Source organism: Streptomyces sp. NPDC030893 (assembly GCF_055571535.1).
In genome coordinates, this window is record NZ_JBVIFC010000012.1 from 112,662 (window position 1) to 134,170 (window position 21,509).

The 21,509-nt window shown below is 74.5% G+C and carries 18 protein-coding genes and 1 pseudogene; 6 read left to right on the forward strand and 13 right to left on the reverse strand.

Annotated features, from left to right (window positions below; genetic code table 11):
* Positions 1-27: 27 nt before the first annotated feature.
* Positions 28-1,734: pseudogene (locus ACZ434_RS22425) on the reverse strand (GTP-binding protein); the annotation flags it as partial.
* Between the two features lie 5 nt (positions 1,735-1,739).
* Positions 1,740-3,239, reverse strand: coding sequence for an L-seryl-tRNA(Sec) selenium transferase (gene selA, locus ACZ434_RS22430; protein WP_468458498.1), 1,500 nt, complete (start codon positions 3,237-3,239; stop codon positions 1,740-1,742).
* A gap of 20 nt (positions 3,240-3,259) precedes the next feature.
* Between selA and ACZ434_RS22435 the strand changes: the two genes are divergently transcribed.
* Complete coding sequence (locus ACZ434_RS22435) at positions 3,260-3,646, forward strand: hypothetical protein (protein WP_468458500.1); 387 nt, start codon at positions 3,260-3,262, stop codon at positions 3,644-3,646.
* 76 nt (positions 3,647-3,722) lie between these two features.
* Here the strand turns inward: ACZ434_RS22435 and ACZ434_RS22440 are convergent, their stop codons facing one another.
* The 8 genes from ACZ434_RS22440 to ACZ434_RS22475 form a co-directional block, all read right to left on the reverse strand.
* Complete coding sequence (locus ACZ434_RS22440; protein ID WP_468458502.1) at positions 3,723-4,742, reverse strand: hemolysin family protein; 1,020 nt, start codon at positions 4,740-4,742, stop codon at positions 3,723-3,725.
* Positions 4,739-6,076: a hemolysin family protein gene (locus ACZ434_RS22445; RefSeq protein WP_468458504.1), complete on the reverse strand. Its 1,338-nt coding sequence runs from the start codon at positions 6,074-6,076 to the stop codon at positions 4,739-4,741. Before ACZ434_RS22445 ends, ACZ434_RS22440 begins: the two co-directional genes overlap by 4 nt.
* A gap of 179 nt (positions 6,077-6,255) precedes the next feature.
* Entirely contained in the window at positions 6,256-7,281 is a 1,026-nt protein-coding gene (locus ACZ434_RS22450; protein ID WP_468458506.1) for a hemolysin family protein, read from the reverse strand.
* Positions 7,278-8,615 (reverse strand): hemolysin family protein, encoded by a 1,338-nt coding sequence (locus tag ACZ434_RS22455; RefSeq protein ID WP_468458508.1) that lies wholly within the window; start codon positions 8,613-8,615, stop codon positions 7,278-7,280. The genes ACZ434_RS22450 and ACZ434_RS22455 overlap by 4 nt, the downstream gene beginning before the upstream one ends.
* Positions 8,616-8,864: 249 nt before the next feature.
* On the reverse strand, positions 8,865-9,860 hold the full coding sequence (locus ACZ434_RS22460; protein ID WP_468458510.1) for an Acg family FMN-binding oxidoreductase: 996 nt from the start codon (positions 9,858-9,860) through the stop codon (positions 8,865-8,867).
* A 118-nt stretch (positions 9,861-9,978) separates the two neighbouring features.
* Complete coding sequence (locus ACZ434_RS22465; protein WP_468458512.1) at positions 9,979-10,428, reverse strand: pyridoxamine 5'-phosphate oxidase family protein; 450 nt, start codon at positions 10,426-10,428, stop codon at positions 9,979-9,981.
* Positions 10,429-10,563: 135 nt separating this feature from the next.
* Positions 10,564-14,121, reverse strand: a complete 3,558-nt coding sequence (gene putP, locus ACZ434_RS22470) for a sodium/proline symporter PutP (protein WP_468458697.1) — start codon at positions 14,119-14,121, stop codon at positions 10,564-10,566.
* Positions 14,122-14,296: 175 nt separating this feature from the next.
* Entirely contained in the window at positions 14,297-15,184 is an 888-nt protein-coding gene (locus tag ACZ434_RS22475) for a universal stress protein (protein WP_468458514.1), read from the reverse strand.
* Positions 15,185-15,449: 265 nt separating this feature from the next.
* Between ACZ434_RS22475 and ACZ434_RS22480 the strand changes: the two genes are divergently transcribed.
* Positions 15,450-16,430 (forward strand): sporulation protein, encoded by a 981-nt coding sequence (locus ACZ434_RS22480; RefSeq protein ID WP_468458516.1) that lies wholly within the window; start codon positions 15,450-15,452, stop codon positions 16,428-16,430.
* A 56-nt stretch (positions 16,431-16,486) separates the two neighbouring features.
* Here the strand turns inward: ACZ434_RS22480 and ACZ434_RS22485 are convergent, their stop codons facing one another.
* On the reverse strand, positions 16,487-17,419 hold the full coding sequence (locus tag ACZ434_RS22485; protein WP_468458518.1) for a M56 family metallopeptidase: 933 nt from the start codon (positions 17,417-17,419) through the stop codon (positions 16,487-16,489).
* 5 nt (positions 17,420-17,424) lie between these two features.
* Positions 17,425-17,814 carry a BlaI/MecI/CopY family transcriptional regulator gene (locus tag ACZ434_RS22490; protein ID WP_468458520.1) on the reverse strand — a complete coding sequence of 130 codons (390 nt, stop codon included), beginning with the start codon at positions 17,812-17,814 and terminating at the stop codon, positions 17,425-17,427.
* A 148-nt stretch (positions 17,815-17,962) separates the two neighbouring features.
* On the opposite strand from ACZ434_RS22490, the gene ACZ434_RS22495 reads away from it, so the two are divergent.
* The 4 genes from ACZ434_RS22495 (at position 17,963) to dhaM (ending at position 20,540) form a co-directional block, all read left to right on the forward strand.
* Complete coding sequence (locus tag ACZ434_RS22495) at positions 17,963-18,160, forward strand: twin-arginine translocase TatA/TatE family subunit (RefSeq protein WP_468458522.1); 198 nt, start codon at positions 17,963-17,965, stop codon at positions 18,158-18,160.
* A gap of 317 nt (positions 18,161-18,477) precedes the next feature.
* Positions 18,478-19,470 (forward strand): dihydroxyacetone kinase subunit DhaK, encoded by a 993-nt coding sequence (dhaK, locus tag ACZ434_RS22500; protein ID WP_468458524.1) that lies wholly within the window; start codon positions 18,478-18,480, stop codon positions 19,468-19,470.
* 49 nt (positions 19,471-19,519) lie between these two features.
* Entirely contained in the window at positions 19,520-20,137 is a 618-nt protein-coding gene (gene dhaL, locus ACZ434_RS22505) for a dihydroxyacetone kinase subunit DhaL (protein ID WP_468458526.1), read from the forward strand.
* Entirely contained in the window at positions 20,130-20,540 is a 411-nt protein-coding gene (gene dhaM / locus ACZ434_RS22510; RefSeq protein WP_468458528.1) for a dihydroxyacetone kinase phosphoryl donor subunit DhaM, read from the forward strand. The genes dhaL and dhaM overlap by 8 nt, the downstream gene beginning before the upstream one ends.
* A gap of 28 nt (positions 20,541-20,568) precedes the next feature.
* On the opposite strand, the gene ACZ434_RS22515 is transcribed toward dhaM, so the two are convergent.
* Positions 20,569-21,486 (reverse strand): glycoside hydrolase family 75 protein, encoded by a 918-nt coding sequence (locus tag ACZ434_RS22515; protein ID WP_468458699.1) that lies wholly within the window; start codon positions 21,484-21,486, stop codon positions 20,569-20,571.
* Positions 21,487-21,509 lie beyond the last annotated feature (23 nt).

Genomic DNA, 21,509 nt, shown 5'->3' on the forward strand with positions numbered 1-21,509 from the left:
GCGCCCGTCCAGGAACTCCAGCAGCGGTACGGCCACTCTGCGGGTGGTGTCGAGGGCCCGGCGGGCCTCGCTCAGCGTGAACGGCTGCGGGAGGGCGCGCAGGACCGCGGCGGCCCGGGTGTCCGCTCCGGGGAGCAGGACGATGCCGTCGGCGACCCGCAGCAGCGCGCCCGCCGTGACCGCGGCGGCCAGTTCCCTGCGGTGGAGGCCCAGTTCGGCCAGGCGTCCGGCCTCCGGCGCGTGGAAGGGCGACCGTTCGAGTCCGGCCCGCAGGGCGTCGACGGCGGTCCGGACGCGCGGCGGGAGGGCGGGCCCCTCCGGGCCGGGGCCGTGCAGCCGCCCCTGGCCGCGGCGCAGCGGCACCGTGCCCGGGGTGTCGGCGAGGGCGTCGACGAGGGCCCGGTCGGGCAGGTCCAGCAGCCGGCGGGCCGCCTCGGTGGGCAGCCCGGGGTCCAGCGGGTGGTGCGTGGCGTGTCGTTCCACCTCGGCGCCCAGGCGGTCCCGCAGCGCCGCCCAGTGCTCCGGGTCGGCCAGCCAGTCCACGGCGACGGGCGGCGCGGGAGCCGTGGCGCCCATGGCCTCCAGCTCGCTGCGGCGGACGAGGCGGCGCCGGCGCAGTTCGGCCGTTCCGTCGGGCCGGCCGGTCATGCCGTCCAGTGCGGCCGCCCGGGCGCGGGCCGCTCCGCGCCGGGTCAACTCCGGTGGCCGGACGTCCAGTACGGTCACCCCGCACGGGGCGCGCCGCCCTCCGCCGGGTTCCCGCAGCACGGCGCGGTCGCCGATCCGCAGGGGCAGCGGGCGGTCCGAGGTCAGTCTGGCCGTGTCCGCGCCGAGCGGCCGGACGGTCACCGGTACCGCGGCGGTCCCGAGGTGCAGGGTGGTCCCACGGGGCAGCTCCCCGGCGGGAGTTCCGGTGACACGGACGTCGAAGGTGCCCGTGAGCAGCCACCGGTCCGGCGTCAACAGCACCTTTCCCCGGCCCAGTTCCACGTCGGACGCCCCGTGCACGTTGACCGCCACGCGTGCCACGCCGCCGACGGCGGAGCGGTCCTCCCCCAGGCACTGCAGTCCGCGCACCCGCAGCGGGGTCGCGCCGTCCCCCGTCACCAGCCGGTCGCCGGTCCGCAGGGTGCCCGCGCCCAGGGTGCCGGTGACGACGGTGCCGTGCCCGCGCACGGTGAAGGCCCGGTCGAGCCAGAGCCGGACGTCCGCGTCGGCGGGCGGGACGGGCAACGCGTGGGCCAGCCGGTCGAGTTCCTTGCGCAGCTGGTCCAGTCCCTCGCCCGTCACCGCGCTCACCGCGACGGCCGGCACGGTGCCGAGGGAGGTCGCGGCCAGGCGTTCCACGGCGTCCGCGCGCACGGGCTCGGGGTCGGCCAGATCGCAGCGGGTCACGGCGAGCACGGCGTGCCGCACGCCGAGCGCGTGGAGAATCTCCAGGTGCTCCTGCGACTGTTCCTGCCAGCCCTGGTCGGCGGCGACCACGAACAGCACCGCCGGTACGGGGCCGACGCCGGCCAGCATGGTGGCGACGAACCGTTCGTGGCCCGGCACGTCGACGAGGGCGAGGTGCTCGCCGTCGGGCGGGTCGAGGCGGGTCCAGACGAAGCCGAGGTCCAGGGTCAGGCCCCGGCGCCGCTCCTCCTCGAACCGGTCGGGTTCCATCCCGGTCAGTGCCCGCGCGAGGGCGGACTTCCCGTGGTCGACGTGTCCGGCGGTGGCCAGCACCCGCATGTCCGCTACCTCCCCTCGACGGCCCGGACGGCCGCGGCGAGGCGTTCGTCGTCGGCCGCCGGCACCGCCCGCAGGTCGAGCAGGCACCGTCCGTCCTCCAGGCGCCCGACCACGGGGTCCGCTCCGGTGCGCAGGGCCTGTGCGTAGCGCTCGGGCAGCGACAGGGCGGTGCTGGGCAGGGTCACGCCGGGTGCTCCGCCGCCTCCGACGGTGGCCCCGCTCGGGACGGCCCGTACGTCGGTGCCCTCGGCGGCGAGCAGGGCGGCGAGCCGCTCGGCACGCCGTCCCAGTTCTCCGGGGTCGGCGTCGAGCGCTGCGCCGGTGGGGGTTCCCGGGCCGGTCAGGGTGGCCTCCAGGGCGGCGAGGGTGAGCTTGTCCACGCGCAGGGCGCGGGCCAGCGGGTGCCGGGCCAGGGTGCCGACCAACTCCTCGCGTCCCAGGAGGAGTCCGCACTGCGGTCCGCCCAGCAGTTTGTCGCCGCTCGCGGTGACGAGCGCCGCCCCGGCCGTCAACTGGGTGCGGGCGTCGGGTTCTTCGGGCAGCAGCGGATGCGGGGCGAGCAGACCGGAGCCGATGTCGACGACGACCGGGACGCCCAGGTCGGTCAGTTCGGCCACGTCCGCGGCCCGGGTGAACCCGGTGATCCGGAAGTTGGAGGGGTGCACCTTCAGGACGAAGGCGGTCTGCGGGCCGACGGCCTCGGCGTAGTCGGCGGCCGTGGTGCGGTTGGTGGTGCCCACCTCGCGCAGCCGTGCGCCCGTGGAGACCAGCAGGTCGGGCAGGCGGAAACCGTCGCCGATCTCCACCATCTCCCCCCGGCTCACGACGATCTCGCGTCCGGCGGCGAGCGCGGTCGCGGCGAGCACCAGGGCGGCGGCCCCGTTGTTGACGACGTGCGCGGCCCCGGCGGCCGGCACGGCGGCGCGCAGGGCGGCCAGGGCGGTACGGCCCCGGCGGGCCCGGACGCCGGTGCGCAGATCGAGTTCGACGTCGGTGGGTCCGGCGGCCTCCTGGACGGCCTGCCGGGCCGCCGCCGACAGCGGGGCCCGGCCGAGGTTGGTGTGCAGCAGCACTCCGGTGGCGTTGATGACCGGGCGCAGTCCGCCGGCCGACCTCGGCAGCAGCGACACGGCCGTGTCGGCGACCGCGGCCGGCGGCACGGCGCCCTCCCGCGCCCGCTGCTGGGCGCGGTGGACCGCCGACTTCACCCGGGCCGCTCCCAGCCGGTCCGCCGCCCGTGCCAGACGGGGATCGCGCAGCAAGGCGTCGGTGCGCGGGATCAGCCGTCGTACGTCCGTGTCTGCGCCTGCGCCCGTGGGGTCCACCCTCGTCCTTTCGTCCGGTCCCGGTTGCCGGCCGGTGGGACCTTCATGGTCCACCAGTGCCCCGGGCCGGGAACACGACACGCCGGACCGCCGGGGAGGTGGCGGATTCCGTGCGGGTGCGGCCCCGAACGTGGGACGCCACCGGGTGCGGGGGCCGTGGCGGCAGTACGCTGGCCGCATCCGGCCCCCGGGAGCTGACGATGTGGAAGCGCAGGAAGCGGGCACGGCGTGCGCGGACCCCGGCGCCGGAACTGTGCGACCTGTGCGCGAGGACGTTCCCCGCGGACGACGCGGTGCGCGGCTATGTGGCGGACTCCTCGTCCGTCCATCCCACCGACGAGTGGCACGACGGTCTGCGCCCCGTCACCGCCTGCTGCGAGGCCCATCTCGACGTGATCCGCGAGGAGTACGGGCTCCGTCCGTTCGTGGACGAGGAGCTGTGGGCCGCCAAGATCAGCCGGGTGATGATGTCCGGCCCGCCGGAGCTCTCCATGGGCCGGCTCGCCCGCCGTACCGGACTCGACGAGCCCGACATCCGGCGCGCCATCGCCTGGCACAACGAGCGCCGCCGCCGGCTGAACGGGTGAACGGCGCCCGGGCGACGCCTGCACCGGCGCGCACCCTGTCGTCCCCGGCCCGGCGCGGGCCGGGGACGTGCCGGGCCTAGACCGTCTGCGGCTGCAGGAAGCGGGCCAGCAGGTCGTCCAGGCTCACCATTCCGGTGAGTGCCCCGGAGCCGTCGCGGACCACGGCGAGCGAGGAGCGGCGGCGGCGCAGCAGGTCGATCGCCTCGGCTACCGTCGCCTCCTCGGTCAGTCCGGGCACCGGGCGGGCCAGCGCGCGGGCGCTGGTGGCCCGGCCCTGGGCACGGGCGACCACGGCGTCCCGGGCGTGCACCGAACCGAGGACCGTGTCGTGCTCGCGGACCAGCAGCCGGGTGCGGCCCCGGGACGCCGCCACGCGCAGGATCTCGTCGAGGCCGGCGCCGCCGTCCACCCAGACGATCTCGGCGGCCGGCACCCTCAGTTCCCGTATCGGGGTCTGGGGTTCGGTCAGCGAGCGGGTCAGCAGTTCCGAGTCCGTCTCGCTGATCAGGCCGAGCCGTTCGGACTCGGCGACCAGATGGGTGAGCTGCTCCCGGTTGTGCACCGAGGCCAGCTCGTCGCGCGGGGTGACCCGGCACAGCCGTACCAGGGCGTTGCTCACCGCGTTCAGCACCCGGATCAGCGGCCGTACGAGCTTCACCACGGCCCGGAAGGGCGGGGAGAGCAGCATCGCCGAGCGCTCGGGGTGGGCGATGGCCCACGACTTGGGGGCCATCTCGCCGACCACCATGTGCAGGAACACGACCACGATCATGGCGACCGCGAAGGCCACCCCGTAGCTGAGCGCGCTGGGCAGGCCCAGCTCGAGCAGCAGCGGGTCGAGTTCGTGGGAGATCGCGGGCTTGGAGACGGAGCCGAGGCCCAGGGTGCACACGGTGATGCCCAGCTGGGCGCCGGCCAGCATCAGCGACAGCTCGCGCATGCCGGCCAGGGCGGCCCTGGCTCCGCCGCGGCCCTCGGCCGCCGCCTTCTCCATGCGGTGCCGCTTGGCGGCGACCAGCGCGAACTCGGCGGCCACGAAGAATCCGCTGCCGATCAGCAGCAGCACGGTGACGAAGAGCGCCATCGGGAAACTCATGCCTGCTCCTCCTTCTCCGGAGCCTGCCGCTCGATCCGTACGCGCTCGGGCACGTGCCGGTCGAGGGTGCGTACGTCGATCACGGCGCTCGTGCCGTCGGACAGCTCGACCGTGAGCCGGTCCCCGATGGCCGGGAAGCGGCCGAGCCGGTCGACGATCAGGCCGGCCACGGTGTCGTAGTCCTCGTCCCCGGGCAGTTCGACGCCGGTGACCTCGGCCACCTCGTCCAGCCGGCGGCCGGCGTCCACCAGCCAGCCGCCGCCGGCGGCGACGGCGACCTCGGTGACGGTGTCGGACTCGTCCGCGATGTCGCCGACGAGTTCCTCGGCGATGTCCTCGTAGGTGACGATGCCGGCGACGCCGCCGTGCTCGTCCAGGACGACCGCGAACTCGTCGTCGCGCTCCCGCATCTGGGTGACGGCGTCGGGCAGCGGCAGGGTGTCGGGCAGCAGCAGCGGCCGCCGGGCGACCGCTCCCGCGGTGGTCGCGGCGAGACGGTCGCCGGGCAGGCGCATCAGCTCGGCCACGCCGAGGACACCGCCGACGTCGTCGGGGTGGTCGCCGAGCACGGGGTAGTTGGAGTGGCCGTGCTCGGCGATCAGGTCGACCGCTTCGGCGGCGGTGGCGTCCCCCCGGACGAAGACGGCGTCCACGCGGGGCACCATCACCTCGTTCAGTGTCCGGTCGGAGAACTCCAGGGCGTGGTCGAGCAGGGCGGCGGTGTCCTTGGGCAGGGCTCCCTGCTCGTGGGACTCGCCGATCAGATGCCCCAGTTCCTCCAGCGTCGCGCCGTGGTGCAGCTCCTCGACCGGTTCGATGCCGACCCGGCGCAGCAGCTTGTTCGCGGTCGCGTCGAAGACGTGCACGAGGGGGCCGACGACCTTCAGATAGGCGAGCGTGGAGCCGGCCAGCGCCTTCGCCAGCCGTTCCGGCACGGCGATGGCGAGGTTCTTCGGGGCCAGTTCGCCGAGCACCATCTGCACGATCGTGGCCAGCACGAAGGCCAGTACGACCGCGATGCCGCTCACGGCGGCGTCGGGGATGCCCAGGCCGGACAGCGCGGGCCGCAGCAGCGCGGACACCGACGGCTCGGCGATGAAGCCGACCACCAGTCCGGTCACGGTGATGCCGAGCTGGGCGCCGGACAGCATGAACGACAGCCGCTCCAGCACCTTCAGGGCGCGTGCGGCCCTGCGGTCGCCGGTCTCGGCCTCACGGGCCAGGGCGAGACGGTCGGCGGAGACATAGGCGAATTCCTGGGCGACGAAGTATCCCGTGCCGGCGGTCAGGACGAACACGGCGAGCACGCCCAGGAGGGCGTTGGCGGCGCTCACCGGCGTGCGGACTGCGCGGGGGTGTCCCGCCGCGTGCCGTGCTCAGGGGCTGCCCGGCGGGAGGGGCGGGGACTGTGCCCCGGGGGGTCCGTCGGTCTGGCGGACACGTACGTGCTCCTTCTGTGGGTGTGCGATGTTCCAACGGCTCCGGCCGGATCCTTGTTCCCGGCCGGAGCGGGTCAGGCGGTGGCGGGGGCCGCCGGTCCGACCAGTTCGGACAGGACGTCCTCCATGGTCACGAAACCGATGACGGTGCCACTCTCCCCGACGACGGCGGCGAGGTGGCTGCCCTCCGCCCGCAGCGCGGTGAGCGTGTCGTCGAGCGGGGTGTCGATGCGGACCCGGGTGACCTTGTGCAGCGCGGTGCGCGGGAAGGGCCGGTCGCGGTCGGTGACGCCGAGGGTGTCCTTGACGTGCAGATAGCCGAGGAGGGCGCCGTCGGGGCCGGTGACGGGGAAGCGGGACAGGCCCGCCTCGGCGGCCAGCCGTTCCAGCCGGGCCGGGGTGACGGTGTGGTCGGTGGTGCGCATCCGCTGCACGGGGACCAGGATCTCGCCGACCGGGCGGGTGCCCAGCTCCAGGGCGTCGCGCAGCCGCTGTCCGTCGGCGGGGCCGAGCAGGCCGGCCTCGCTGGAGTCGACGACCATCCGGGCGAGCTGGTCGTCGGTGAAGACCGACTCGACCTCGTCCTTCGGTTCGACGCGCAGCAGCCGCAGCAGGACGTTGGCGAAGGCGTTGATGCCGAAGACGAACGGCCGCAGCGCCCGGGTGAGCGCCACCAGCGGCGGGCCGAGCAGCAGGGCGCTGGGCACGGGCGCGGCGAGCGCGATGTTCTTGGGCACCATCTCGCCGATCAGCATGTGCAGATACGTGGCGAGGATCAGGGCGATGACGAACGCGATCGGGTGCACCAGCGCGTCCGGGATGTTCACCGCCTCGAAGCCGGGCTCCAGCAGGTGCGCGATGGCGGGTTCGGCGACCGCGCCGAGCACCAGGGAGGAGGCGGTGATGCCGAGCTGTGCGGTGGCCATCATCGCGGACAGGTGCTCCAGCGCCCACAGGGTCATCCGGGCGCGCTTCTCGCCCGCCTGGGCGCGGGGTTCGATCTGACTGCGGCGCACGGAGATCAGGGCGAACTCGGCGCCGACGAAGAACGCGTTGGTCAGCAGGGTGAGGGCGCCGATGGTGAGTTGCAGGGCGGTCATCGGGCCCCCTCCATGGCCGGGGCGAGCGGGGCCGGGGCCGGCTCGGTGACGCGTATCCGGTCGGCGCGGTGGTGCTCGACCTCCAGCACGTCGAGCCGCCAGCCGTCGAGTTCCACCACGTCGCCCTTGACGGGGATGCGGGCCAGGCGGGTGGCGATCAGCCCGGCGACGGTCTCGTACGGGCCGTCCGGTGCGACGAGTCCGATGCCGGCGAGCCGGTCGAGGCGGACGCTGCCGTCGGCCTCCCAGACGGAGCGTCCGTCCTCGGTGTCCGGGGCGGGGGCCAGGTCGGGTGCCTCGAAGGGGTCGTGCTCGTCGCGGACCTCGCCGACGACCTCCTCGACGATGTCCTCCACGCTGGCCACGCCCGCGGTGCCGCCGTACTCGTCGATGATCACGGCCATGGTGCGGTGCGCGCGCATCCGTTCCAGCAGCCGGTCGGCGGGGAGGCTGTCGGGCACCAGCAGGGGCGGGGCGGTCAGCTCGGTGACGGGCGTACCGGCCCGCCGCTCCGGCTCCAGGGCGAGTACGTCGCGGATGTGGACGGTGCCGACCACCTCGTCGAGGCTGTCGCGGTAGACGGGGAAGCGGGACAGTCCGGTGGCGTGGCTGAGGGCGGCGGCGTCGGCGGCGGTGGCGTGCACCTCGAGGGCCTTGACGTCGACCCGGGGTGTCATCACGTTCTCGGCGGTCAGCTCGCTCAGGTGCAGGGTGCGGACGAAGAGTTCCGCGGAGTCCGCCTCCAGGGCGCCCTCGGCGGCCGAGCGCCGGGCGAGTGCGCCCAGTTCCTCGGCGGTGCGCGCGGAGGCCAGTTCCTCGGCGGGCTCCAGGCCGACACGGCGCACGAAACGGTTCGCGGTGCTGTTGAGGTGTCCGATGAACGGGCCGAAGGCGGCGGTGAACGCGCGCTGGGGTCCCGCGACGACCTTGGCGACCGCCGCCGGCCGGGAGATCGCCCAGTTCTTCGGGACCAGCTCGCCGATCACCATCAGCACCACGGTGGACAGCACCACGCCCAGCAGGGTCGCCACGGTCGGGGCGGCGCCGCCCAGGCCGAGGGAGCGCAGGGGCCCGCGCAGCAGCGCGGCGAGGGAGGGTTCGGCGAGCATGCCGATCACCAGTGAGGTGACGGTGATGCCGAGCTGGGCGCCGGACAGCTGGAGCGTCAGGCGCCGTACGGCGCGCAGCGCGCTCTCGGCTCCGCGCTCGCCGGCGTCGGCGGCACGCTCCAGTTCACCGCGTTCGACGGTGGTCAGGGAGAACTCGGCGGCGACGAAGACCGCGCAGGCCAGCGTCAGCAGCAGGGCGAGCAGGAGCAGCAGGACCTCGGTCACCGTGCCACCCCCGCTCCCCTGCTGGCCGTATGGCACGGACGGGCGGTGGTGGCACGGCTACTACTGGGAGGATCACCCATCGGGAGACCGTCGCTCCTTTTCGGACGCGTGGAAGGACATGGCGTGGAAGCAGGATGGCCTGTTTCTACGCCAACTGTAAAGGAGCCGCAAAGTCACTGATTCGGTCTCCCCGCCCTCGCGGCACCGGTGCCGCTGCCGTGAGGGCGGGCAACGGGGCCCGCGGGTGCGTCAGGTGATGTCCAGCACGTCCTTCACGGGGCGGCGGGGGGTGGCCGGGCCGCGGGGGCCGTAGCCGAGGCGCAGCACCATGTGCACCTGGCCGGCGCCCGACGCCGGGTCGCGGGCCGGCAGGCGCAGTTCCCGGTCCTCCAGGGGGTGCGAGGTGAGGGAGGTCGCCAGGTCGGCCAGGGTGGCCTCCAGCAGGACGCGTTCCAGTGCCTGCCCTGCCCGCAGCCAGTCGGCGGGGCCCTCGCCCCGGGTGCTCAGCAGGGCCAGGTGGGGGACGTTCTCGAAGGCGGTGGTGCCGCGGTCGGCGACCGTGCGGCGGCCCGCGAAGTCGCGGACGGGGGCCCGGCCGCCCTGCTTGCGCGGTCCGAACGCGTATTCGGGAACGCCGTCGACGGCGGTGTCCGCCTCGTCGCCCAGCCGGGTCCAGCGGAGCACGTCCTCGTGGGCACCGGGGTCCAGGACGTCCCGGCTCTCCGCGTCGCGGACCAGGTCGAGCACCGTGTCGGTGTGCCAGGAGCCGGGGAACAGCAGTACGGCCCCCTCCTTTGCCGCCGCGTCCTCCAGGGCGGCCCGCACCTCGCCGGGGATGTCCTGATCGGCGAAGGGGTGACGGCTGGTGTGCCGCTGCCGGACGGCCTCGTGCAGCCGGCCGAGCTCCACGTCCGCGGGGCGGTGCGGCAGCGGGGCGGAGAGCCGGACGGCGGCGAGCAGCAGGGGATCGTCCGGGTCGGGCAGGAGGTCGGTGTCGGCGACGAGGTCCGCGTGGGCCGTGGCGACTCGCAGGTTGAACAGGGCCGCCCCGCAGCCGATGTGCAGGGCCCGGTTGTCGGGATCGGAGTGGGGCATGGCCCGCCCGGGGTCGGCCCGCAGCAGCAGGAGGTGCTCCGCGCCGCGGTAGTGGAAGCGCCACGGCTGGGCGTTGTGCATGGACGGTGCCGCGGTCGCCGCGGCGACCAGCGTGGTCACCGTCCTGTCGTCGAGCGGTCGCGAAGCCATGCCGTCCTCCTCGCCCACGGCCGGCAGCGAGGCCGGCCACCGGTACACCGGCGGGTTCCCCGTTCCGCCTCCCGGAACCGGGAGCGGCGCCGGGCGGCGCGGCCCGCCGGGGTCGTCGTCAGCCCTCCACCGCGGCCAGGTCCACGCCGTACAGGGTCCGTCCGCCGACGAGTTCGCGGCCGGTGACCAGTTCGGGCTCGACGCGGACGAAGACCTCGTGCGGTGCGGGCGCCCAGGAGACCGGTCCGGTGCGGGACAGCCGCTCGCGTTCGGCGGGGTCCCGCACCACGGCGGCGGGGCCCGTGACGACCACGCTCCAGCCGGCCTGCCGGACCGGGTCGACGTCGTCGGTCTCGAAGGCGACCACCGCGCGGTCGATCGCGCGGGCCAGCGCGGAGTCCGCGGCGGTGCGCAGCAGCACGGCGCCGTCGTCGTCCAGGGCGAAGTTGACCGGGAGCACGGCCGGCATGGCCCGGCGGGTGTAGACGATGCGGCCGACGGGCACCGTGGCCATCAGCCGCAGGGCTTCCTGGCGCCCGAGTGCGCGGAATCCGTCATTGGGGTACATCGGCCAGTCCGTCCGTTCGTCGCCGGTAGAGCGGTACTGCGTACCCCCACCGTGCGACGGCGGGCCCGCGAAGTGGAGGGCCGACGGTCCCGTTCCGGGCGGAGAACGGCCCGGGGCGCCGTCCGCGGGTGGCGCTCAGGGGCCGACGAGGGGCTGTTCGGTCCAGATGACCTTGCCGTCCGAGGTGTGGCGGGTGCCCCAGCGGTGGGCGAGCTGGGCCACGATCATCAGTCCGCGTCCGCCCTCGTCCGTGGTGCGGGCGTGGCGCGGGCGCGGTGAGGTGCCGCTTCCGTCGGAGACCTCGCAGAAGAGGCTGCGGTCCCGGATCAGCCGCAGGCCGACCGGCCCGGACGCGTGCCGGATGGCGTTGGTGACCAGCTCGCTGACGATGAGCTCCGTGGTGAACGCCAGGTTGTCCAGGCCCCACTCGGACAGCTGCCGGACGGCCGCGGTGCGGGCGTCGCCGACCGCGGCCGGGTCGCCGGGCAGGTCCCAGGACACGACGTGGGAGGGCGGCAGGAGCCGGGTGCGGGCCAGCAGCAGGGCGGCGTCGTCCGGTGGCGGTCCGGTGAGCAGCGTGCCGACGGCGTCCCGGCCGAGCTCGCCGAGGGGCGCTCCGGGCACGGTGAGCGCGCCGCACAGCCGGGAGATCCCGACGTCGATGTCCCGGTCGGCGGTTTCCACGAGGCCGTCGGTGTAGAACGCCAGGAGGCTGCCCTCGGCCAGCTCCAACTCGACGGACTCGAACGGCAGGTATCCGAGGCCGAGGGGCGGACCCGCGGGCAGGTCGAGGATCTCGGCGGTGTGGTCGGGGCTCACGAGGACGGGCGGGAGATGGCCCGCGCGGGCCAGCGTGCACCGGCTGCCGACCGGGTCGTAGACGGCGTAGAGACAGGTCGCTCCCATGAACCCGGCGCCTGCGTCGGCGCTCGTCCCGCTGTCGTCGTGCGCGCCCATGAGGCCGATGACCAGGTCGTCGAGGTGGGCGAGGAGTTCGTCCGGGGGGAAGTCCAGATTGGCGAGCGTGCGCACCGCGGCGCGCAGGCGTCCCATGGTCGCCGCCGCGTTCATGCCGTGTCCGACGACGTCCCCGACGACGAGGGCGACCCGGGCCCCGGACAGCGGGACGACGTCGAACCAGTCGCCGCCCACGCCGCTGGGGACACCGGCCGGCTGATACCACGAGGCCACTTCGAGGGCCGATCCCCCGGTGAGGGCCTGGGGCAGCAGGAACTGCTGCATGGCGCGGGAGGCGGTGCGCTCGCGGGTGAAGCGGCGGGCGTTGTCGACGCTGACCGCCGCGCGGGAGACGATCTCCTCGGCGAGGCGCACGTCGTCGTCCTCGAAGGGGCCGAAGCGCCGTGACCGGGCGAAGGTCGCCACGCCGAGGGTGACGCCGCGCGCCCGTACCGGTACGACCATCAGGGAGCGGAAGTCGTACCGGAGGATCGACGCGCCCAGGGAGGGGTCCTCGGTCACCCACGGGCTGGCGGTGCGGTCCAGTGTGCGTTCCACGAGGGTCCTGCTCCGCAGCAGGCAGTGCGTCACGGGCGAGGAGGGGGCGCGCCGGACCGCCTCGCCCACGGCCAGGGAGCCCTCGGGGCAGCCCTCGCGCAGGGACGCCTGTCCCGCGCGGCGGATGACGGGTGCCATGCCGACCGGTCCGGGGGCCGGTTCCTCGCCCCGCATCACGGAGTCGAGCAGGTCGACGGCGACGAAGTCGGCGAGGGCCGGCACGGTCTCGTCGGCCAGTTCCTGCGCGGTCCGCCGGATGTCCAGGGTGCTGCCGATCCTGGCGCCGGCGTCGTTCAGCAGCGCCAGGCGTTCCTGGGCGCGCCGGCGCTCGGTGACGTCGATGAGCATGTACAGGATGCCCACGGTGCGGTCGCGGCGGTCCTTCAGGTCGAAGAAGGACGCGGAGATCGCGCGGACGCGTTCGGCGTCGTCCGCGGTGGTGAGGAACTCGCAGTCCATGACGGGACGCCCCGTGCCGAGGACGGAGCGCATCTTCTCGTCGAAGAGGGCGGCCTCCGCCGCGGGCAGCACGTCGCCCGGCTGCCGTCCCAGGCGGTCCCCCAGGGGGACCAGGCGGTCCAGGGGGTCGTTGACCCAGACGTAGCGCAGGTCGGTGTCCAGGACCGCCAGGCCGACCGGCGCGTGGGCGAGGAACGAGGTGAGCATCAGCTGGCTCATGCCTCCCCCGGGCATCCGCCAGAAGGCCCGCTTGGGCGGCCGGCCCACGTACCGCCCGAACACGAGCGCCGCCGCGGTGGCCACCAGGACACCCGGGACCATCTCGTAGATGCCCGATGCGAGCGGTCCGAGCAGCGGGTTGATCCCGTCCCACAGCAGCACGGTGCCGGCGCCCGCCACGATGCCGGCCATGGCCCCCGCCCAGGTCATGCGGGGCCAGTACAGCGACAGCAGGACGACGGGGCCGAAGGCGGCTCCGAAGCCCGCCCAGGCGTGGGCGACGATGCCCAGCAGTCCGTCGCCCCTGAGCGCGACGACGAAGGCCACGACGATCACCAGGACCACCGTGGCGCGCCCCACCCACACCAGCGCCCTGTCGGTGGCGCGCCGGTTGAGGAAGGCCCGGTAGAAGTCCTCCGTCAGCGCCACGGACGACACGAGCAGCTGGCTGTCCGCGGTCGAGATGACGGCGGCGAGCACGGCGATCAGCAGCACGCCGGCGACCCAGGGGTTGAGAAGGACCTCGGACAGGGCGATGTAGACCGTGTCGGGCGCGGCCAGCGAGGGGCCGAGCTCGCCGATCCCCGCGAGGCCGACAAGCGTGGCACCGGCGAGCACGACCATGACCCACGCGGTGCCGAGGCGACGGGCCGCGGGGACGTCCCGGACACTGCGGATGCTCATGAAGCGGGCCAGGATGTGGGGTTGCCCGAAGTAGCCGAGGCCCCAGGCGAGCAGCGAGACGATCGCCACGGCGCCGAGGGTTCCGTCGGCCGTCCACAGGCCGCCTCCGTAGTCGACCCGGGCCCCGGGGTCGCGCAGTGCGGGCTCGCGGCTGTCGAGGGCCTCGCCGAGGGCGCCGAAGCCGCCGAGGGCGGCGACGGCGGTCGCGGGCAGCACCACCAGCGCGAGAACCATGAGGGTGGCCTGCATGACGTGGGTGAGGCTCACCGCGAGGAAGCCGCCCAGGCACGAGTAGATGACGATCACCAGGGCGGTGACGGTGACGCCCAGCCCGAAGCGCAGATCGAATACGGTTTCGAACAGCAGTCCGCCGGCCACCAGGCCACTGCTGACGTAGAGGGTGAAGAACACCAGGGTGACCGCGGCCGAGACCAGCCTGAGCATCCGGGTGCGGTCCTCGAACCGTTCCTCCAGATAGGCGGAGAGGCTCACGGCGTTGCCGGCCCGCTCGGTGTAGGTGCGCAGTCTCGGTGCGACGAAGAGCCAGTTCAGATACGTACCGGCCGCGAGGCCCAGGGCGATCCAGGCGGAGCCGATACCGGCCGCGTACACGGCGCCGGGAAGGGCCAGGAACAGCCAGCCGGACATGTCGCTGGCCCCCGCGGACAGGGCGGCGACGGAGGGCCGGAGCCGGCGACCGCCCAGGGCGAAGTCGGAGAAGGTGCGAGTGCGGGCCCGGGCCCAGAGCCCGGTTCCGACCATGGCGGCCACGTACAGGGAGAACGTGGTCACGATCGGCGCACTCAAGTTGAACATAGGGTCCTCGCCCGGGACGTCCGCGATCAGGGGTACGCCCATCCGTCCGGCCGACATTTCGGTACTTTGCGTCAAATCTACCGATGTCGCACACAGGCAACCATGTGGATCCCCCGGGACCCGGCCCGCACGGCCGCTGGATGGCGCACTCCGCCGCGCCCGCCGCGCCGCGTGGTCAGAGGTGCGGCACGACGGCCACGGGGCAGGCGGCCTGCTGGAGCACGGCGTGGGTGACCGGGCCGGTGCGCGGTGCCCTCGGCCGGTCGGTGAGCCGGTGGCCGACGACCAGCAGCTCCGCCGTGGACGCCGCCCTGAGCAGGGCGCCCGCCGGCTTGCCCCGCACCACCGTCTCCAGCACGTCGACGTCGGGGTACTTGTCGCGCCACACGCGCAGCACCGCGGAGAGGAAGCCCAGCCATTCCTCGGCCCTCAGCGGGTCGCCCACCAGGCCGACCTCGCCGGGACCCAGGGTGAGCGGGTCGGGTGCGCGCCAGGCGTGCACCACCCTGAGCCGTGCCCGGCGCAGCCGGGCCGCCTCGAAGGCGAACCCGATCAGCTCGTCGCACGGCTCGGCGACGTCCAGACCGAGGAGCACGTCCCGCCGCCGCCGGGTGCGGGTGGCGTCGGACGCCTCGACGTCCTCCGCTTCGGCGTCCGCCCGCACCAGGACCACGGGGTGGGTGGCCTTCGCCACGACCCCGAGGGCGACCGAGCCCATGAGGAACCCGGTGATCCGGCCCAGCCCCCGGGAACCGAGCACGAGCACGTCGGCGTCCCCGGCCGCCTTCACCAGGGCGTCGGTCGCCGGCCCCTCGACCTGCTCGTCGTACAGGCGCAGACCGGGGCAGGCGGCGAGCACGCGTTCCTCCGCCTGGCGCAGAACCCGCTGCGCCAGGGTCCGGCGGGCCGCGCCCGCGATCGGGGCCGCACCGCGCGGGCTCCGGTCGCGCGCGTGGAGCAGCCGGAGGGACCGGCCGCGACGGGTGGCCTCGCGCGCCGCCCACGCGGCGGCGGCCAGGCTCTCGGCGGAACCATCGACTCCGGCGACAACGGGCGAAAGCATGACGTGCACCTCCGTGACGGGAGCTCTTCCCCGCCTCCAGCGTCGCCCCGGCGGCGGCGCCGGCCCAGGGGCCACCGGGTCACCGCCGCGGGCCATCAGGCCCCAGGGGACCGGCCTCCCGGCCGTACGGACGGCGGGGAACGTACGCGTGTACGAGCCCAACCGTCCCGCCACGGACCCGACTTGAGGGGGCGAACGGGGACAGGGGCCGGTCGGACCACCTATGCTTCTACTCGCTTGTAGAACGAAAGGAGCGGACGCCACCATGGTGTTCAAACGACTGCTCGGCTCGCTCGGCGTGGGCGGCCCCACCGTCGACACGGTCCTCACCCCGGGCCCTGTCCTGCCCGGCGGGGAACTCACCGGCCAGGTCCACCTCAAGGGCGGCAACGCCGCCTTCGACATCGAGCACATCACGCTGGAACTGGTGGCGCGGGTGGAGGCCGAGCACGAGGAGGGCGAGAGCGAAGGCGTCGTCGTCTTCGACCGGTTCACCGTCGGCGGCGGTTTCCGGCTCTCCGAGGGCGAGGAACGCAGCGTGCCGTTCGGTGTGACGCTGCCGTGGGAGACCCCGGTCACCGAGCTGTACGGACAGCCGCTGGGCATCGTGCTCGGCGTGCGCACCGAACTGTCGGTGGCGGGCGCCCGGGACAAGGGCGACCTCGACCCGCTCGCCGTCGGCGCGCTGCCCGTCCAGGAGGAGATCCTCGACGCGTTCGGACGGCTGGGCTTCGGCTTCAAGTCGGCCGACCTGGAGTACGGGCACATCGGCGGCACGGGGCAGCGGCTGCCCTTCTACCAGGAGATCGAGATCACCCCGTCACCGGAGTACGCGCACCGGGTGAACGAGATCGAGGTGACCTTCCTCGCGGGTCCGGCCGGCATGGAGGTCGTCCTGGAGGCCGACAAGCGCGGCGGCCTCTTCTCCGGCGGCCACGACGCGCTCACCCGGTTCACCGTCGGCCACCACGACTCCCGGGACTGGAACAGCGAGGTGGACGGCTGGGTGCGCCTTCTGCTCGGGCAGGGCGGGCACGACGCGTACGCCGGGCACGACGCGTACGCGGGGCATCACGGCCACGGCGGTCACCACCACGACGACCACCACCGTTCCGGCCCCGGCATGGGGACGGTCGTCGCGGCGGGCGCCGCAGGCCTCGCCGTCGGTGTCGTCGGCGGCATGGTCGCGGCCGAGGTCGTCGACGAGGTCGGGGACTTCTTCGAGGGCGAGGAGGAGGAGGGCTGACGGAGGCGGGCCCGAGCGCCCCTCCGTGCGGGTACGGGAGGCCGTACCCGCACGGGTCACAAGGGGGTGGCCGCGTACAGGATCCGGGCCATCGTCACGGCCGAGTTGGCGGACGACATCGCGGACATGACGGCTCCCGCGGCGGCGCCCCACGCCGCCAGCCCCACCACGGTGAACAGCGACGGCCAGCGCCGTACGGCCGGGGCGGGCCCGAGCAGGGCCGCCACCCGGCGCGGCACCGGACCGGCCGCGGCGAGGCCCGCCAGCGTGGGCACCGGAGTGCCCCGCGACACCAGGGCCGCCCTGCCGATCGCGTGCGCCACGGCGCGGCGGCTGCCGACCCGCCGCGCGGCGTCCTCGTCCGCCCAGCGTTCCGTCGTGTACGCCACCGCGGTCCGCAGGGGCCGCAGGAACGGGTTGGCCCGCGCGGCCAGCTGGACCGCGAGGAGGAAACGGTGGTGCCGGGCGGCCAGATGGGCCCGTTCGTGCGCGAACAGCGCCCGGCGTTCGGCCGGCTGGAGCCGCTCCAGCAGCCCCGTCGTCACCACCACCCGGTCCCGCCGTCCGCCCGGCAGCGCGTACGCGTACGGGACGGCGTCCGGGAGGACCGCCACCTCGGTCCCGCGCAGTCCGGCCAGCGCCCGGTGGGCACGGCGGCGCACCCGGCCGTGCCGCCACAGCGTCCGGCCGCACGCCACCACCACCGCACACAGGGCGGGGATCGCGGCCTTGCCGACGACCTCGTCGTAGGGGACGGCGGCGCGCACCTCGGGGTCGGACCAGCCGTCGGGCAGCGGGTTGCCGGGCAGCTGCGCGGTGCCGACCACCATCACCAGTGCCAGGCACACCGTGCTGCAGACCGCCATCACCGCGGCCACCCCGGTCAGCAGCCGGGTCGCGGTGCGCGGATGCAGGTGGTGTTCGGCGAGGCGCGCGATCGGCCAGGCGGTCAGGGGAAGCACCAGCGGCAGGAAGACGAAGACCCCCATGAGGCTCAGTGTTCCCCGTCACTCGCCGGCCGGTCCAGCAGTTCCCGCAGCAGACGCTCGTCGTCCGGTCCGAGACCGGTGACGAAACTGGCCAGTACCGCCTCCCGGTCGCTCTCGGCGTCCAGCACCTTGCGCATCCGGTGCGCGGCCAGGCCCGCCTGGTCGGACGCCGGCGTCCACGCGAAGGAGCGGCCCGCGCGCTTGCGGGTGACCGCGCCCTTGGCCAGCAGCCTGGTCAGGATGGTGATGACGGTCGTATAGGCGAGGTCCGTGCCGAGGCGCTCCTGCACCCAGCCGGCCGTCGCCGGGCCGTCCGCCTCCCGCAGCGCCTCGAGGACCATCGCCTCCAGTTCGCCCTGCCCCCGCCGCCGGGAACGCCGCTGCTGCTCCGCCACGCCCTGACTCCCTTCCGCCACCGCCGGTTCGCCGGGCAGACATCGTATAGACGCCGTCCTGAAAGCCCCGCGCGGTCCACAGGGGCCCACCTTTACTCTACAGTGATGTAGATCCACGACCCGGCCCCGGAGAAGGAGCAGGACATCCATGTTCGGACTGAGCGAGCTGGCCGTCATCCTCGTCGTCGTCATCGCCGTCCTCGCCGTCAAGAAGGGTCCGGACCTCATCCGCTCGGCGGGCAAGTCGGCCCGCATCCTCAAGGCCGAGACCCGCGCCCTGAAGTCCCCTGCACCGGAGCGTCCCGACCACCCGGGCGCCACACCGCCCCAGGACGGCAGGCAGTAGCCCGGAGCCTCGCCCTCGCACGGCAACTTCCGCGCCCTCGCGCCGGGTTGCCCGAAAGGAGTCGGGGACCGTACCCCGGGTGGGCCACTGGCCGGAGGGAAGCCGGAGCGGGCACCGGAGGAGGACCGCACCGGGGTCCGAACACACCCGTGGGCGCCCGTGCACGTGACCTCAGCTCCTTCAAGGCCGATACTTCCGGGGAGAGGGATCTCAGCCGGTCCGCGTCCGGCGGCCGACGGGCCCGGCGGACCGTCGCCGGGGCCGGCACGGAGCCGGAGCCGGACGACGACCCACCGCCAGGCTCGCAGGAGGTACTCATGAAGATGCTGATCAACGTACCGGAGACCGTGGTCGCGGACGCGTTGCGCGGGATGGCCGCGGCGCATCCCGAGCTGGCGGTGGATGTGGAGAACCGGGTGATCGTCCGCAAGGACGCCCCGGTGGCCGGGAAGGTGGGCCTGGTGTCCGGCGGTGGCTCGGGGCATGAGCCGCTGCACGGCGGATTCGTGGGTCCGGGGATGCTCTCGGCGGCCTGTCCCGGCGAGGTGTTCACCTCCCCCGTGCCCGACCAGATGGTGCGGGCCGCGGCGGCCGTGGACAGCGGGGCCGGGGTGCTGTTCGTCGTGAAGAACTACACCGGCGACGTGCTCAACTTCGACATGGCCGCCGAGCTGGCCGAGGACGAGGGCATCCAAATCGCGAAGGTGCTGGTCGACGACGATGTGGCGGTGACCGACAGTCTGTACACGGCCGGGCGCCGGGGCACCGGCGCGACGCTGTTCGTGGAGAAGATCGCGGGCGCGGCGGCCGAGGCGGGGCTGCCGCTGGAGCGGGTGGAGGCCATCGCCCGCCAGGTGAACGAGAGCTCCCGCAGCTTCGGTGTGGCGCTGAGCGCCTGCACCACCCCGTCCAAGGGCACTCCGACCTTCGATCTGCCCGAGGGCGAGCTGGAGTTGGGCATCGGTATCCACGGCGAGCCGGGCCGGGAGCGCCGGCCGATGATGACCTCCGGTGAGATCGCCGAGGCCGCCGTCGACGCGATCCTGGCGGACATCACCCCCCGCAACCCCGTGCTGGTCCTGGTCAACGGCATGGGCGCCACTCCGCTGCTGGAACTGTACGGCTTCAACGCCGAGGTGCAGCGCGTGCTCGGCGAGCGCGGCGTCCCCGTGGCCCGCGTCCTCGTCGGCAACTACGTCACGTCCCTCGACATGGCGGGCGCCTCGGTCACCCTGTGCCGGATCGACGAGGAGCTGCTGCGGCTGTGGGACGCGCCGGTGCGCACTCCGGGACTGCGCTGGGGCATGTGAAGAACACCGGGTCATGGTGTCCGGAGTACCTACCACGCAAGGAGTCCCCGTGCTCGACGCCGAATTCTTCCGCCGTTGGATGACGGCCACCGCGGCATCCGTGGACCGCGAGGCGGATCGGCTCACCGCCCTCGACTCGCCGATCGGCGACGCCGATCACGGCAGCAACCTCCAGCGCGGGTTCCGGGCGGTGCGCGACGCGCTCGACAAGGAGCCGCCCGCCACCCCGGGAGCGGTGCTGACCCAGGCCGGGCGCCTGCTCATCTCGACCGTGGGCGGCGCCTCGGGGCCGTTGTACGGGACCCTGCTGCGCCGCGCGGGGAAGACGCTCGGTGACGCCGCCGAGGTGGACGAGCGGCAGCTGGCCGAGGCACTGCGCGCCGGGACGGAGGCGGTGATGCAGCTCGGCGGCGCGGCGCCGGGCGACAAGACGATGATCGACGCCCTGCTGCCCGCGGTGGAGGCGCTCGGCGACTCCTTCGCCGCCGCCCGGGACGCGGCCGGACACGGCGCCGTCGCGACGACGCCGTTGCAGGCCCGTAAGGGCAGGGCCAGCTATCTGGGGGAGCGCAGCATCGGTCACCAGGACCCGGGGGCGACCTCGGCGGCGCTGCTGATCGCCGCGCTCGCCGACGCCGCGGCCGGTGCGGAGGCCGGCGGTGAGTGACGGGAAGCCGGTGGGAATCGTGCTGGTGTCGCACAGCGCGGCGGTGGCCGAGTCGGTGGGGGAACTGGCGCGGGCGCTCGCGGGCGCCGGCAGCGCGGTCCCGGTGGCCGCGGCGGGCGGCACCGAGGACGGCGGCTTCGGCACCAGCGCCGAGCTGATCGCCGCGGCGGCCGCGTCGGTCGACCGCGGTGCCGGGGTCGCGGTCCTCACCGACCTGGGCAGCGCGGTGCTCACCGTGAAGGCGCTGCTCGCCGAGGGGGACGAACTCCCCGAACAGACCCGGCTGGTGGACGCGCCGTTCGTCGAGGGGGCGGTGGCCGCGGTGGTCACGGCGTCCACGGGGGCGGACCTGGCCGCGGTGGAGGCGGCGGCCGGGGAGGCGTACGCGTACCGGAAGGTGTGAGAGGCGCGAGGGCGCCCGGCCCGCCGGGTCAGTCGTCGCCGTTCACGAACGCGCGGGCCAGCCGCTCGCCCTTCGTGACCGCGGCCTCGTGGTCTTCGAGGGGGGTCACCCGACTGTTCTTGAACACGATGTAGGTGACTCCCGACGGGGTGCCGCCGCTGGTCGGGTCCGGGTCGATGCCGAGCGACTCGGCCGCGGCGTAGGACGCCTCGCCGATGATGCCGGCGGGGCCGGTGTCACCGACGACCGCGTACGAGACCCGGTCGCGGTACACCACGGCCGCGACCGATCCGCCGCGCACGCCGTGGGACCGGTGGTTCCACAGGGTGCTGGGCGCCGGCACCACGACATAGGGGAGTTTCTCCGCGCTGAGCGGGCGGCCGTCGGACTGGGCGAAGGCCGTGGAGGGCAGGAAGTAGGGGTCGGTGCGGGCGTTGCAGCGGCGGCCGGGACGGCCGTCGCAGTCGATGTCCATGTCGGCCTTCCAGAACACGGCGTCGCGGGTGCCGCAGACCGGGACGGTGGCCCGGGCGCCGTGGTCCTTGCGGTAGCGGCCCTGGGAGACGGGCGTGCAGGTGCGCACCCTGTCCAGCAGCTCGGCGGCGCTGACCGGGACGGCGCGCCGTCCGGGGGCCGGCTCGGCGCGCCGCGCGACGGCGGGGTCGGTGCGCCGCGCGGCGGCCGGTCCGGTACGCGGCGGGGCGGCGTTGCCGGTGTCCCGTGCGGTGGAGGGGTCGGCGTCCCGCGTGGTGGCGGGTGCGGCGCGGCGCGCGGCGACGAGTTCGGGTTGCCGCGCGGTGAGGAGCGGCACCGGCCGTGGGGCGACCGGGTGCGCGCGCCGTGCGGCCGGTTCGGTCCGGGGCTGGAGCGTCGCGGCGGGGGGCGTCGAGGGGGCCAGGAGGGCGACACCGGCCACGACCAGGGTGAGCGACGGGACACGGGACACGGTCAAGGGGCGGCCTCTCGTCG